The following is a 13,707-nucleotide window of genomic DNA, read 5'->3' on the forward strand; positions in this document are numbered from 1 at the left end:
GGATCGAGCAGCGGCTGCCGGAGTTCGTGCGGCCGCACGACCCCCGCTACGCCAAGGCGATGGTGCTGGGCGTCGAGTGCGCCATCGGCCATTTCCTGGAGCTGATGGCCGATCCCGGCGCGCCGTCGGCGGAGGTGGTGGAGTTCTGGCGGCAGATCGGCGTCGGGGAGGCCAGCGAGGGGCGGACGCTGGACGCGTGGCAGGCGGCGACGCGGATCGGGACGGGCCTCGCGGTGGAGCAGCTCACGGAGTGCGCCGAGCGGCTCGGGCACCGGACGAGCCCGGCCAACATCGCGGCCATCGCCAACGCGGCCCTCGACTACCTGAACCAGGTGGCGGCGATCGTCGCCGAGGGCCACGCGGACGCCGCCGCCCGCGCGGCGGGGGCGCGCCAGGAGCACCGCCGGCGGCTGCTGGAGCTGCTGCTGGGCGAGGCGTCCGCGCAGGAGCTGCGGGGTCCGGCACGGGAGGCGGACTGGGCGCTGCCCCGCACGGTCGCCGCCGTCGCGCTCCGCGAGCACGGGTCCGAGGCGCGGCATCCGGCGCTGCCGCCGGACGTCCTGCTGGGCCTGCACCTGGCGGAGCCGTGCCTGATCGTGCCCGACCCGGAGGGCCCCGGCCGCGCCCGGATGCTGGAGCGGCACCTGCACGGCTGGACGGCGGCGATCGGCCCGGCGGTCGCGCCGGCGGACGCGGGCACGTCGCTGCGGCTGGCGCGCGAGGCGCTGGGGCTGGCCTGCCAGGGGCTGATCACGGCCGCCTCGCCGGTGGTCGCCGAGCGGCACATGCCGATCATCGTGATGATGCGGGAGCGGGTGCTGATCGAGAAGGTGATCGACCGGCGGCTCGCGCCGCTGCTGCGCGCCCGCCCGGCGCAGCGCTACCGGCTGGCCGAGACGCTGCTGACGTGCCTGGAGTGCGGGTTCAACGCCACGGAGGTGTCGGGCCACCTGCATCTGCACCCGCAGACCGTCCGGTACCGGCTGCGGCAGTTGGAGGACCTGTTCGGTGACGCTCTCCACAGCACGTCCGACCGTCTTGAGCTGCACATGGCGCTGCGTGCATGGCTCGCCCTCAACGCCGAGCCCGCCGCCGCGCGGGACGACCTCAGCTACGGGTAAGCACCGATGTGGTCAGCGCGTGCCCTCGATGGCCCAGCCCTGGGCGGCCATCCCCGCGTAGGAGGCCGGCTTCAGCGACACGGGTTTCAGCCCGGACCAGCTCGCCTGCAGGTAGTAGCCCTCGCCGTTGCTGAGCCGGTAGACCGACGGAGCGGTCTGCGCCAACGTCCAGACCTGGTGCGCGCCGCCGCAGGGCACCATGACCACCGAGTACTCGCTTCCGCCTTCCCAGGGCACGCCCGCCGACGCCTCGCCCCGGGCCATGCACTGCCCGGTGGACGAGCTCGTCAGCGTGAAACCGCCGCCGACGTTCTCGCGCTTCCAGCCGGTGGTGGAGTCGGAGCAGGAACGCTGCACCACCGCCGTGCCGCTCGGTGCCAGGCACGATTGCAGCGTCGTGTTGCGCACCCGGTAAGGGCCGGCACCCGAGGCCGCACCGGGAGTAGCGCCAGCGCCAGGGGCCGTGCCGTCCCGCCCAGGGGTCTGTGTAGCAGCAGCATAGTCGGACCGGTGGACGTCCTGCGGCGCCACAGAAGTCTGCGGGGCAGGCACAGCGGACGGCCGGATGGCCTCTGGGGGTGCCTGTGCCCCGTCCCCTCCCGTGCTGAACAGGATGATCGCGAGCCCGGTGGCGATGCCGCCCGCCACGGCGATGGGCAGCGCCCACCCGGCCCCGGAAGCCGCCGAGCCGAGTGGAGCAAGGGGGCTGAACGGCGCCGAAGGCGCGCCCAGCAGCACGGCACCGATGGGCAGGGCGCGCCGCAGCCGCCCGTTGAGGTCGGTCATCTCCTTGGACGCGCGCCTGCATTCATCGCACGACTCCAGATGCCGTCGCAGCGCGCGTGTGCGACGTCGGCCTGGGCGGCGGACGTTCGCGGCGAGTTCGGCGGTGAACTCCGCGCATTCGGGACGTCCTCCGGCACTGGCCGCAAGGAACGCCTGGCGAAGCCCCTCGCGCGCGCGGAACGACAGCTGGGAGACCGCTCCCTTCTCCATGCCGAGCAGTTCCGCGACCTGCGCGATGGGCTCGTCCTCGATGACCGTGTACCAGAGGACGGTCTGCCACCGCTCGGGCAGGGAGCGGAAGGCGCGCACGAGCGCGTCCAGCTCGTCGACGTCCGGCGGAGGGTCGTCCTCGGGGGCGGAGGCCCAGTCGGCGACCTCGTCGGTCACGACGGTGCGGCGGTCGCCGCGGGCCCAGTCGGTGGCCGTGTTGCGGACCACCGTGTAGAGGTAGGGCCGGCAGGCGTCGCGCGGCCCGTGGCCCTGGCGCATCGCCGCGAACGTGCGGGTGAACGCCTCGCTGGTGAGGTCTTCCGCGAGGTGCTGGTCCCGGACTAACCCGCGCGCGTACCTGAGTACGGCCGTGTGGTGCCGCCGGAACAGTTCCTCAGACGCGTGCTCGTCACCGTCCGCGGCTGCCGCCAGAAGGTCGGCGTCCGGCCGCGCCTCCACGCCCGCTACCACCACGCCATCCAACCTGTGGCCCGCATGTCACCACAACCCTCATAGGTCGCCTGTCACCGCACGAGGAGACGCCGGTTCCGTACCGCCATTACGGAAATTTGCAGCGAACCTTAAAAGAACGAGTGTGTTCATTAATGTTAGAGTCGCGGCATGATCCTTGATTCCACCCGGTGGGACTCGTCCCCGTGGCCGGCGACCCTGGCCGGCCGCCGCGTGCTGATCACCGGCGCGGCTCGGGGCATCGGCGCGGCCCTCGCCGCCCGGCTGCACGAACGCGGCGCGCGCGTCGCGCTCGCCGGACTCGAACCCGACCTGCTCGCCTCCGTCGCCGCGGACTGCGGGTCCGCCCCCTGGTGGACGTGCGACGTGACCGACCGCGACAGGGTCGAGGAGGTCGTGAACAACGCGGTGCAGGAGTTGGGCGGCCTCGATGTGGTCGTCGCCAACGCCGGTGTGGCCGCGCAGATGCCCATCATCGGCGGCGACCCGTCCGTCCTGGAGCAGAGCCTCAGGGTGAACGTGCTCGGCGTCTACAACACGCTGCGAGCGGCCGGCCCCCACATCAGCCACGAGCGGGGTTACGCACTGGCCGTGGCGTCCCTCGCCGCGGCCGTCCAGGCGCCTTTGCTGGGTGCGTATAGCGCGTCCAAGGCGGCGGTGGAGGCCATGGGTAACACGCTCAGGTCCGAGCTGAAGCCGTGGGGTGCGAAGGCGGGCGTGGCCTACTTCGCCGAACTCGACACCGACATGACGCAGCGGGGCTTCAGCACCGAGGCCGCGTCCGCCCTGACGAACGCGAGGTCGGCGAGCAGCTTCATCTCGAAGGTCACGCCGCTGCGGGTCGGCATCGACGCGCTGGAGCGCGGGATCGCCCGGCGTTCCAAGCGCGTCGTCGCCCCCTGGTGGGTCGGCGGCGTCCTGCCGGTCCGGATGCTCGCGCAGCCCGTGGTCGACCGCGCCGTCCAGCGCGACCTGCGCCGCATCCTCGACGTCGCGCGGAAGGAACAGGTCGAACTGACCACGCCGCAACCGGACTCGGCGCGGTGACGGCGCCGCGCGCCACGCCCGGCCGGCTCCGCGACGTCGGCGCGCTGAACTGGGTCATCTGCCAGGCCGCGGGACGCGTCGCGGGAACGAGCCCGCCCAACCTCTTCCTGACCCTCGCGCGCCGCCGCGGGCTCTTCCGCGGCTGGCTGTGGTTCGCGGGACGGCTCATGCCCGGCGGCACCCTGCCCCGCCGCGAGACCGAACTGGTGATCCTCCGCGTCGCGCACCTGCGCGACTGCCGCTACGAGTTCGACCACCACGTCCGCCTGGGGCGCCGCATCGGCGTCCGCGCGCCGGACGTCGAGCGCGTCAAGGCGGGGCCGTCCGCCGGCGGCTGGACGCCCCGCGAGCAGGCGATCCTCACCGCCGTCGACCGGCTCCACGCCGAGCGGGACCTCGACGACGAGACCTGGACACGGCTCCGCACCCACCTCACCGAGGGGGAGTGCGTCGAGCTGATCATGCTCGCCGGGCACTACGAGATGCTCGCCACCGCGATCACCGCCCTCCGCGTCCAGCCCGACGCGCCCCGCCGAGGCCCGCACCCCCGCCGCCCCGGAGGCAGCTGACCCGGAACCGTCTTCGCAGGAGGTCCCCCCATGCCCCCAGCCCCCGTCTCTGCCGCCCGTCCCTCCGAACCTGTCCGTACAAGAGCGAGGCGCACGGCTGCTGGGAAGCGCCTCACCGCGGTCGTGATGGCGGCAGTGACGGCGTCGGCCGGGCTGACCGTCCCGGCGCAGGCGGTGGAGAGCGGCGTCCGGTTCTCCGACGACAGCGGCATCCAGGTCGTGAACGTGCGGCGCATTGACGACCGGCAGTACGCGGTCCGGGTGCGCACGGCCGCGCTGGGACGGGCCGTGGACGTCCGCATCCTGCTGCCGGACGGCTACGAGCGGCGGACGAGCGCCCGCTACCCCGTCCTCTACCTGTTCCACGGGACGTCCGGAAGCGCCGCCGACTGGGTCGAGAAGGGCGACGCCGCGAAGACCACCGCCGGACGGCCGCTGATCACCGTCATGCCGGACGCGGGCTTCGACGGCAACGGCGGCGGCTGGTTCACCGACTGGGCCGACCCGGGCACGAAGCTCGGGCCGTCCAAGTGGGAGACCTTCCACGTCGGCCAGCTGATCCCGTGGATCGACCGCAACCTGCGCACCGTCGCCGGCCGCGGCGGACGGGCCGTCGCGGGCCTGTCCCAGGGCGGGTTCGGCGCGATGAGCTACGCCGCCCGGCATCCCGAGCTGTTCGTGTCCGCCGCGTCGTTCTCGGGCGCGCCCGACATCTCCTCCGATCCCGTGGTGGCGGTGGGCGCGACGGCCGTCGTCTCCTACATCGCGGTCGCCCTCAACGGGGTGAGCCCGGACGCGATCTTCGGCTCCCGGCTCACCGACGACGTCAACTGGCGCGGCCACGACCCGGCCGGCCTGGCGTCCAACCTGCGCGGCATGCGGCTCGCGCTCTACACGGCCACGGGCCTGCCGGGCCCGCTCGACCCGCCGGTGCCGGACCCCGCCGCGATCGGCATCGAGGCGCTCACGCACACCTCGACGGTCGGCTTCCACCGGCGGCTGCAGGAGCTGAAGATCCCCAGCCGGTACACCGACTACGTGTTCGGCACCCACATCTTCCCGTACTGGGCGCGTGACCTGCGGCAGCACATCGACCCGCTGATGCGGACGTTCGCCGCGCCGCCCCCGCCGCCGGCGAAGACGTCCTACCGGTCGATCGACCGGACCTGGACGCAGTGGGGCTGGACGGTCTCGCTCGACCGGCGCAAGGCCCGGGAGTTCAGCGCGCTGTCCGACGCGTCCAAGGCGGGGTTCACGCTGCGCGCCTCCGGGACCGCCACGGTCACGACCCCCGCGAGTTACCGTCCGGGCACACGTGTCGTCGTCGGTGTAACGCAGGGATGGACGCACCGCGTCATCAAGACGACCGCCGGGCCGCACGGACGGCTCACCATCACGCTCCCGCGCGCACACGGCGTCGCCACCACGCGAGTGAGCATCACCACACCTCAGACGGCCGGATAGCGCCTCAGCGCAGGTCAGGAGTCCAGAACACCCGACCGGACGAGGAGGCGCACGTGCTCGGTGATCGGGGGGCCGATCGCCTTCAGCCCCTCCACGTCGCCCGTCGCGATCGCCGGCGTCACCATCGAACTCACCGCCGCCACGACGACCTTGCACGCGAACTCGCCCGCCGGACTGGTCACGCCCATGAGCCCGGTCAAGGCGCCGACCAGCGCGCCCTGTATGGCGGCACGCCGCTGTACGGCCTCCGGCCCTGCCGCGTACACCTCCACCAGGAACAGGCGCGCGTACCCCGGCTCGGACGACAGCGCCTCGAGATAGGCGGTGACGGCCCGCTCGAACCGGATCGCCGGGTCGCCTTCGCCCCCGCCCGCCGCGGCGGCGGCGCCCACGGCGCCCTCCAGGCGGTGCATGAGCACCTCGCCCGCCTTGTCGAACGCGGCCATGAAGCAGTCGAGCTTGGACGAGAACAGCCCGTAGAAGCTCTGCCGCGACACTCTCGCCCGTTTGAGGACGTCCTCAACCGAGGTTCCGACGTACCCTTTCTCCAGCATCGCCGCGGCCATGGCCGCGCAGAGGCGGTCACGGTGCACCCGCTCGACCTCCGAACGGGACAGCGCGTGACGGCCCCGCGGCAGCCGGCGCGGTGCGGGGCCGGATCCGGAGCTCTGCATCCGCTCAGGTTAAGGCACCCGCGCCCCTTGCCCGGGTCGTCCGTTAACAGGTGATGAGACCGGTGTGATGGCATTCACCCAGTGGTCCGTACACTGGGCGAACGGGACCGTGGCCCGCCGCGGGACGGAAGTTCCCCGGTCCCGCGTTTCGGCGCGCCGTGACCCTGCCTTCACGTCCGCGGTGGGACGTACGTCACACTAGGCATGTAGGTGTTCGAGGAGGAGAAGCGTGACCGATCGCGACGTGGACGTTCTGAGCAGAGCCCCGCTCTTCGAGGCCCTCGACGAGCAGGGCGCCAAGGCGCTGCGCGCCAACGTGACCGAGGTGCGTCTCGCCCGCGGTCAGACACTGTTCAACGAGGGTGAGACGGGAGACCGGCTGTACGTCGTCCTCGAGGGCAAGATCAAGCTGACCCGGACGGCGCCGGACGGCCGGGAGAACCTGCTGAGCGTGCTCGGCCCGAGCGAGATGTTCGGCGAGCTGTCGCTGTTCGACCCGCGCCCGCGCACCGCCAGCGCGATCGCGGTCACCGAGTGCCGCCTCGCCGGGCTCGGCCACGACGACCTGCGGCCCTGGCTCACCGGGCACCCCGAGGTCGCCGTCCAGCTGCTCCGCGCGCTGGCGCAGCGGCTCCGCAAGACCAACGACGTGATGGCCGACCTGGTCTTCACCGACGTCCCCGGGCGCGTCGCCAAGGCGCTGCTCGACCTGGCGGAGCGGTTCGGCCAGCCGTCGGAGGCCGGCCTGCACGTGCACCACGACCTCACGCAGGAGGAGCTGGCGCAGCTCGTCGGCGCCTCCCGCGAGACCGTGAACAAGGCGCTCGCCGACTTCGCCCAGCGCAACTGGCTGCGCATCGAGGCGCGGGCCGTCGTCATCCTCGACATCGAGCGCCTCCGCAAGCGCTCCAAGTAAGTCCCCGACAGGCGGCGCCTCAGCGGGCCCCCAGCGGGCCCCGGCGGCCTCAGCGGGAGTTGAGGTAGTCGAGCTGCGACTGGACCGACCATTCGGCGGCGGGCCAGAGCGCCCTGTCGACGTCGGCGTACACCCGCTCGACGACCTCGCGGGCCGTGCGGGCGCCCGCCGCGACGGCCGCCTCGACCTGCGCGAGGCGCTCGCGGCGATGGTCGATGTAGTGGTCGAGGACGGCGATCGGATCGTCCAGCCTGGGGCCGTGGCCGGGGAGGATCGTGGCGGCCTCGACGTCGGCGGCGAACCGGCGGAGCCGGTCCAGCGAGCCGAGGTAGTCGCCGAGACTCCCCTCCAGCACGGTCGTCCCGTACCCGAGGACGGTGTCGCCGGTGAGGACGGCGCCGTCCGCCGGCAGCCAGAACGTCAGCGAGTCGTCGCTGTGGCCCGGCGTCTCCATGATCCGCAGCTCCAGGCCGCCCGTGGTGACGACGTCGCCCTCCCCGAGCCCCTCGTCGCCGAGCCGGTGCTTCGGGTCCAGCGCCCGCACCTTGACGGAGCCGCCGGCCAGCCTCGCGAACTTCCCCGCCCCGGCCGAGTGGTCGGGGTGGCCGTGCGTGAGCAGGACGAGCCCGACGCGCCGCCCCTGCTGCTCGACGACGTCCAGGACGCGCTTGAGGTGCTTGCCGTCCTTCGGCCCGGGATCGACGACGACGGCCTCGTCCGACCCGGGCTCGGCGATGATCCAGGTGTTGGTGCCGTCCAGGGTCATGGCGGACGGGTTCGGAGCGAGCACGCAGACCGCTCGTTCGGTACCCATCCCGTCGATCTCCGTCATATCTCCCATCCTGCCCGAGGCCCGATCGGGGTGGCGGACCGGGTTCCAGCCGAGCCGATCGAGGTGCCGCAGCGCCGACGTCCCGGCCAGCCGCCACATGACGGCCTGCGAGCGGGGCATTCCGCGGCCCATCGTCAGCCCTGCGCGTAGTGCCGCTCGGTGCCCTCCGGCAGCACGAGGTACGCCTCGCCGTCGATGATCTCCGCGGTGGGCTCGTGGACGACGATCTCGCGCGGCGCCGCCAGCACGTCCGCGACCGTGTCGAACTCGGCCAGCTCCGCCAGCGTCGCGATCGTCGGCGGCAGCATCATCCACTCGCCCTTCACCGCCCGCTCGGCCGCCTCCGCCGGACGCACCCAGGCGACCTGGTCGGCCTCGGTGCTGACGTCCCTGGCCCGCTGCCCGTCCGGCATCGCGGCGACGAAGAACCGGGTGTCGTAGCGCTTCGGCTCGATCGCCGGGGTGATCCAGTGCGCCCACGGGCGCAGCAGGTCGGCGCGCAGCACGAGGCCGCGCCGGGCGAGGAAGCCGCCGAACGACTGGGAACGATCCAGCAGCGCCTGCCGGTCGGCCTCCCAGTCGTCGCCGCGCGTGTCGTCCACGACCGTGCCGCTCGTCGGCCCGGCGAGCAGGACGAGCGTCTCCTCGAACGTCTCGCGGACCGCCGCGCACACCAGCTCGCGGGCCAGCGTCTCGCCCGCCTTGAACGCCCCGCCCCACTCGGCGGGGGGCGGCCCGCACCACGCCAGCTCGGCCTCGCCGTCGCGCGGATCGACCGACCCGCCGGGGAACACGTACGCGCCCGGCGCGAACGCCATCGACCGGACGCGACGCAGCATGAACGCCTGCAGCCCGTGCTTGTCATGGTCCCGGAGCACCACGACCGTGGCCGCGTCCCGGGCGGGAACGGGCTCGGCCCGGCCCGCCCGGATGTCCTCGATCCGATCCCGGAAACTCGCCGGCAGCTTCAACCCGTTCACAGTGCCCATGGCGAGTCATTCGGACATACCGAATGGCGTTCCGTCAAGCCTGGTCCTACTGGACCTCGGCGATGAGCTCCACCTCGACCGGCACATCGTGCGGCAGGACCGCGACGCCCACGGCGCTGCGCGCGTGCTTGCCCGCGTCTCCGAACACCTCGGCCAGCAGGTCGCTCGCCCCGTTGACCACCTGCGGCTGCCCGTGGAAGTCCGGAGCGCTCGCGACGAACCCGACGACCTTCACGATCCGCACCACCCGCGACAGCTCGCCGACCTCGGCCTTCAGCGCCGCGATCGCGTTCAGCGCGCAGATCCGCGCCTGCCGGGCGGCCTCCTCCGGGTCGACCTCGGCGCCCACCTTCCCGGTGACGCCCAGCTTGCCCTTCACCATCGGCACCTGGCCCGCCGTGTAGACCAGCGAACCCGTCCGCGCCGTCGGCACGTACGACGCCACCGGCGGGACGACCTCCGGCAGCTCGATCCCCAGCTCGCGGATCCGCTCTTCGGGCGTGCTCATGGCCACTCCTCCTCGTTGAGGTGCTGCTGACTGGAATCCGGCGCCTACGACTGCACTTCGCGCTTGAAGTAGGCCACGAGGTTCTCCGGGTTCGGACCCGGCAGGACGGTGACGAGCTCCCACCCGTCCTGGCCCCAGTTGTCGAGGATCTGCTTGGTCGCGTGCACCAGCAGCGGAACGGTCGCGTACTCCCACTTCTTCATGGCGTTCACCCTAGCGATCGCCCCACTGGAACCCCGTTCGAGCCCATCGTTCACAGCGCGCCCACCAAGGCCCCCGCGGCAACGGCCTCCACGCCGAAGTAGAACCACGTCGGGTAGAACCCGATCTGCCTGTCGGCGACCCACCCGACAAGGCGCCCCACGGCCATCCCGGCAAGCGCACACGCCACCGCTAGGACGGCCCCCTGCCGGACCTGGCCGACATCAAGTGCCGCTACTGCGAGCAGACCCGCCATCGCTATGCCGAACCCTCCGTACACGGCACGGACCTCGGTACGGGCGTCCGCCGAAGACAGCACCACCCCGAACGGCCGGATCAGGGCGGCCGGTGCTGCAAGGCCGTACAGCCCCATCCCGAGGAAGAACACGGCGACTACGACGATGACTGTGGTGGGCACTGCCAGGACCTCCGGGTTAGTCTCCGAACTCGCTTCACCGGAAGGATGTGGGAGCCGCCGTGCAGGCGCTTTCAAGAACGTGCTCCGCGAGCGCCGCCCTTTGGCTGTGGCCGGGACAGGCGCTCTACGCGGGCCCGTCCTTGGACCTTGGCGTGCACACGGGCTCAGTGGAGTGTCTCGCCGTCGGTGTCGACGCACCCGTCCGAGTGGAAGTCCCTGGGCGGACGCCCGTCACCGCCCGCAGCGTGCTGATTCCACCGCGCCTGCCGCACCAGGTGGTCACCCAGGGCGGGCAGATGGTCTTCTGCTACCTCGACGCGGGCTCGTCCTACGCCAAGTCATGCCGCGCCCAAATGACGGTGACGGACGGGCCCCTGAGCCACTCCCACCGCGCCGAGACCAGCCTGCTGCGCCACGGGTACGGCGCCTCCTGGCTGACCATGGCAGCACCGGTCTCTCCCGGTAGAGGACGCGACCCGCGCATCCATGCCGCCACCCGCCGGCTCTTGCGGAACCCGGAATCCACGGTGTCCGCGAGGCTTCTGGCCGATGAAGTGGGCCTCTCCGTGTCCCGCTTTCTCCATCTGTTCAAGGCGGAGACGGGGACGAGCTTCCGCCGCTACCGCCTCTGGTCGAGGATGCTCCGCGCGGCCGAACTCATCGACGCGGGCCACGACCTCACCCGCGTCGCCGCCGACGCGGGCTTCTCCAGCCCGTCCCATCTGAGCAGTGCGTTCCACGGCATGTTCGGCCTGACCCCGTCCCGCCTGCTGGCCGTCCCGCTCACCATCCGGCGCGGCGACCGGTCACCGTGAACGGCCCTCGGCACGGGCCGCCGGAGACAGGCCGACCACAGCACGGCACTCCAGCGCGGCTGGTGACCGTGCTTGCGGGCCGCCCCTGCGCGGGGCGGCCCACAGGTCAGCGCGGCTCGTCCGGCCGCTCCTCCGAGGCGGGCTCCTTCGAGGCGGGGCCGCCGCTGGTGATGCCGCGGTTCTCGCTCGACGCGGGTTCGCGCTTCGGCTCGTCCAGCCCGATGACCGGCGGGACGTCCTCGGCCGACTCCAGGGTCGAGGGCTGCTCCGCCGCCCTGGCCAGCTCCTCCTCGGCCTTCGCGAGCCGCTCGCCGAGGTCGAGCCTGCTTCCGTCGCCCTCCTCCTCGGTGCGCCCGGGACCGCCCGCGGCGCGCTCGAAGAACCGCAGGATCTCGACCGGCAGCGGCATGACCAGCGTGCTGTTCTTCTCCGCGGAGACCTCCACGACCGTCTGCAGCAGCCGCAGCTGCAGGGCCGCCGGGTCCTGCGACATGATCTCGGCGGCGGCGGCGAGGCGCTTGGACGCCTGGAACTCGCCGTCCGCGGTGATGATGCGGGCGCGGCGCTCCCGCTCCGCCTCGGCCTGCCGCGCCATCGACCGCTTCATGCCCTCGGGCAGCGAGACGTCCTTGATCTCGACCCGCTCGATCAGGATGCCCCACGGCCCCTCGGTGATCTCGTCGATGATCGCGCGCAGCCGCATGTTGATCTTCTCGCGCTCGCCGAGCAGCTCCTGCATGTCGGCCTGGCCGATGACCGACCGCAGCGACGTCTGCGCCACCTGCGAGACCGCGTAACCGTAGTTGTGGACGTTCACGATCGCCTTCACCGGGTCGATCACCCGGAAGTAGACGACCGCGTCGACGCGGACGCTGACGTTGTCCTGCGTGATGCCGTCCTGGCCGGGGACCCCCATGGTGATCGTCTGCCGGCTGACCTTCTGCATGCGCTCCACGACCGGCACGATCGCCGTCAGACCCGGGGTCCGCACGGCGCCGGGGCGCAGCTGCCCGCCCCGCTGGACCTGGCCGAACCGGAACACGATGCCGTGCTCGTACTGCTGGACGATGCGGATCGACGACGTCAGGGCGAGCAGCCCCCCGACGACGACGATGAGCAGGATGATGAGTGCCACCGCTTCCATCACGGGCACCTTTCTCACGTGGCCGGCCGGCGCCTGCACGCCGGCAGAACTCCGGACCCGTGAAGATCCAGACGGAACCGTCGGTGACGGCTCCACGTTTCCCAGCTAACCGCGCGGGCAGGCCCGTTTACAACGTCCATCCAGATGATCTTCCGGGCGACCGTGTCAGGGATCACTTGCATACGGGTGGGCGGCCTCTGAAGTGTTTGCCGAGTGAACGATATGGTCGATCGGGTGAGCGCGAGAGACACCGACTGGGACGGCGTACGCCTCCATGTGGTCACCGGTAAGGGCGGCACGGGGAAGACGACCGTCGCGGCCGCCCTCGCCCTTGCCCTGGCCGCCGGCGGCCGCAAGGTCCTGCTCGTCGAGGTCGAGGGCCGCCAGGGCATCGCCCAGCTCTTCGACTGCCCGCCCCTCCCGTACGAGGAGCGCCGCGTCGCGGTCGCCCCGGACGGCGGCGACGTGTACGCGCTCGCGATCGACACCGAAGAGGCGCTCATCGAGTACCTCGAGATGTTCTACAACCTCAAGCGCGCCGGGAAGGCGATGACCAAGCTCGGCATCGTCGACTTCGTCACCACCATCGCCCCTGGCCTGCGCGACGTCATCCTCACCGGCAAGACCTCCGAGTCGGTGCGGCGCAAGAAGAAGGACGGCTCCTTCATCTACGACGCCGTCGTCATGGACGCCCCGCCCACCGGCCGCATCACGAAGTTCCTGAACGTGAACGAAGAGGTCTCCGGCCTCGCCAAGGTCGGCCCCGTGCGCAACCACGCCGACACCGTGATGAAGGTCGTGCGCAGCCCGGAGACAGCCGTCCACTTCGTCACGCTCCTTGAGGAGATGCCCGTCCAGGAGACGATGGACGGCATCCGCGACCTGACCGACGTGGGGCTCCCCGTCGGCGGCGTCATCGTCAACATGGAGCACGAGCCCGTCCTCACCGAGGACGACCTCGCCGCGGCCGCCGCCGGCACCCTCGACACCGACGAGATCCTGCGCGGCGTCAAGGCCGCCGGCCTGGAGCACGACGCCGAGTCGATCGCCGCCGTCCTCGCCGCCGAGGCCGGCGACCACGCCCGCCGCACCGCGCTCCAGCGCCGCGAGAAGGAACGCCTCGACTCGATCGACCGCCCCCGCTACACCCTCCCGATGCTGTCGGACGGCATGGACCTCGCCGGCCTCTACGACCTGGCCGCCGCCCTGCGCGCCCAGGGCGCAGCATGACGGAGCGAAGCGACGGCATGCTGCGGTCCTTGGTGGGGGGCGTGGGGGGTCACCCCCCACCGACAACACGCATGACCGAGCGAAGCGACGGCACGCTGCGGTCCTTTGTGAGGGGTGTGGAGGGTCACCCCCTACAGACAGCACGCATGACCGAGCAAAACCAGGGCACGCTGCGGTCCTTTGCAAGGGACCGTCCTGCACAGAGCGCCCGCGTGGTGGCGGTGCCGGGGGACGGTGAGCGGGCGGTCGTGTGCGCTGGGGCGGTGCCCGGGGTGTCCTGGGTGTGCGCTGGGAGCGGTGCGGTGAGGCGTG

The 13,707-nt window shown here is 72.1% G+C and carries 15 protein-coding genes; 7 read left to right on the forward strand and 8 right to left on the reverse strand.

The genetic code is table 11. The features are described from left to right. The coding region (locus AB0K34_RS21970; RefSeq protein WP_364550540.1) for a helix-turn-helix domain-containing protein at positions 1 to 1,121 on the forward strand (1,121 nt) is incomplete at its 5' end. A 12-nt stretch (positions 1,122 to 1,133) separates the two neighbouring features. Here the strand turns inward: AB0K34_RS21970 and AB0K34_RS21975 are convergent. Next, a complete protein-coding gene (locus tag AB0K34_RS21975) occupies positions 1,134 to 2,591 on the reverse strand; it encodes a sigma-70 family RNA polymerase sigma factor (RefSeq protein ID WP_364550541.1) in 1,458 nt (485 codons plus the stop codon). Positions 2,592 to 2,738: 147 nt separating this feature from the next. On the opposite strand from AB0K34_RS21975, the gene AB0K34_RS21980 reads away from it, so the two are divergent. The 3 genes from AB0K34_RS21980 to AB0K34_RS21990 all read left to right on the forward strand — a co-directional run bounded on the left by AB0K34_RS21980 (position 2,739) and on the right by AB0K34_RS21990 (position 5,668). Then, positions 2,739 to 3,635, forward strand: a complete 897-nt coding sequence (locus AB0K34_RS21980) for an SDR family NAD(P)-dependent oxidoreductase (RefSeq protein WP_364550543.1) — start codon at positions 2,739 to 2,741, stop codon at positions 3,633 to 3,635. Next, positions 3,632 to 4,204 carry a carboxymuconolactone decarboxylase family protein gene (locus AB0K34_RS21985; RefSeq protein ID WP_364550545.1) on the forward strand — a complete coding sequence of 191 codons (573 nt, stop codon included), beginning with the start codon at positions 3,632 to 3,634 and terminating at the stop codon, positions 4,202 to 4,204. The genes AB0K34_RS21980 and AB0K34_RS21985 overlap by 4 nt, the downstream gene beginning before the upstream one ends. A 126-nt stretch (positions 4,205 to 4,330) precedes the next feature. Continuing rightward, the gene (locus AB0K34_RS21990) at positions 4,331 to 5,668 is read left to right on the forward strand and encodes an alpha/beta hydrolase family protein (protein ID WP_364550546.1); all 1,338 of its coding nucleotides are present in this window, start codon (positions 4,331 to 4,333) and stop codon (positions 5,666 to 5,668) included. Between the two features lie 14 nt (positions 5,669 to 5,682). Here the strand turns inward: AB0K34_RS21990 and AB0K34_RS21995 are convergent, their stop codons facing one another. Further along, positions 5,683 to 6,342 (reverse strand): TetR/AcrR family transcriptional regulator, encoded by a 660-nt coding sequence (locus AB0K34_RS21995; RefSeq protein ID WP_364550548.1) that lies wholly within the window; start codon positions 6,340 to 6,342, stop codon positions 5,683 to 5,685. A 229-nt stretch (positions 6,343 to 6,571) separates the two neighbouring features. Here AB0K34_RS21995 and AB0K34_RS22000 point away from each other — a divergent pair, with 229 nt between their 5' ends. Next, positions 6,572 to 7,258 carry a Crp/Fnr family transcriptional regulator gene (locus tag AB0K34_RS22000; RefSeq protein WP_067483689.1) on the forward strand — a complete coding sequence of 229 codons (687 nt, stop codon included), beginning with the start codon at positions 6,572 to 6,574 and terminating at the stop codon, positions 7,256 to 7,258. A gap of 49 nt (positions 7,259 to 7,307) precedes the next feature. Here AB0K34_RS22000 and AB0K34_RS22005 read toward each other — a convergent pair whose 3' ends face one another. Genes AB0K34_RS22005 through AB0K34_RS22025 form a run of 5 tightly spaced genes read right to left on the reverse strand, consistent with a single transcriptional unit; the run spans position 7,308 to position 10,206 of the window. Further along, positions 7,308 to 8,210 (reverse strand): MBL fold metallo-hydrolase, encoded by a 903-nt coding sequence (locus AB0K34_RS22005; RefSeq protein ID WP_240807665.1) that lies wholly within the window; start codon positions 8,208 to 8,210, stop codon positions 7,308 to 7,310. A 14-nt stretch (positions 8,211 to 8,224) separates the two neighbouring features. Further along, positions 8,225 to 9,079 carry an NUDIX hydrolase gene (locus AB0K34_RS22010; protein WP_138636949.1) on the reverse strand — a complete coding sequence of 285 codons (855 nt, stop codon included), beginning with the start codon at positions 9,077 to 9,079 and terminating at the stop codon, positions 8,225 to 8,227. Between the two features lie 46 nt (positions 9,080 to 9,125). After that, the gene (locus tag AB0K34_RS22015) at positions 9,126 to 9,587 is read right to left on the reverse strand and encodes a RidA family protein (RefSeq protein WP_138636950.1); all 462 of its coding nucleotides are present in this window, start codon (positions 9,585 to 9,587) and stop codon (positions 9,126 to 9,128) included. 44 nt (positions 9,588 to 9,631) lie between these two features. Then, the gene (locus tag AB0K34_RS22020; protein WP_021591512.1) at positions 9,632 to 9,790 is read right to left on the reverse strand and encodes a DUF4177 domain-containing protein; all 159 of its coding nucleotides are present in this window, start codon (positions 9,788 to 9,790) and stop codon (positions 9,632 to 9,634) included. A gap of 50 nt (positions 9,791 to 9,840) precedes the next feature. Then, positions 9,841 to 10,206, reverse strand: coding sequence for a DUF4345 domain-containing protein (locus AB0K34_RS22025; RefSeq protein ID WP_364550551.1), 366 nt, complete (start codon positions 10,204 to 10,206; stop codon positions 9,841 to 9,843). A 245-nt stretch (positions 10,207 to 10,451) separates the two neighbouring features. On the opposite strand from AB0K34_RS22025, the gene AB0K34_RS22030 reads away from it, so the two are divergent. Continuing rightward, positions 10,452 to 11,021, forward strand: a complete 570-nt coding sequence (locus tag AB0K34_RS22030) for an AraC family transcriptional regulator (protein WP_364550552.1) — start codon at positions 10,452 to 10,454, stop codon at positions 11,019 to 11,021. Positions 11,022 to 11,127: 106 nt separating this feature from the next. On the opposite strand, the gene AB0K34_RS22035 is transcribed toward AB0K34_RS22030, so the two are convergent. Next, positions 11,128 to 12,165, reverse strand: a complete 1,038-nt coding sequence (locus AB0K34_RS22035) for an SPFH domain-containing protein (protein WP_364550554.1) — start codon at positions 12,163 to 12,165, stop codon at positions 11,128 to 11,130. Between the two features lie 234 nt (positions 12,166 to 12,399). On the opposite strand from AB0K34_RS22035, the gene AB0K34_RS22040 reads away from it, so the two are divergent. Beyond that, positions 12,400 to 13,395, forward strand: coding sequence for an ArsA-related P-loop ATPase (locus tag AB0K34_RS22040; RefSeq protein WP_364550556.1), 996 nt, complete (start codon positions 12,400 to 12,402; stop codon positions 13,393 to 13,395). Positions 13,396 to 13,707: the final 312 nt, after the last annotated feature.

The sequence above is a fragment of the Actinomadura sp. NPDC049382 genome (assembly GCF_040677125.1).
Lineage (GTDB): Bacteria > Actinomycetota > Actinomycetes > Streptosporangiales > Streptosporangiaceae > Spirillospora > Spirillospora geliboluensis.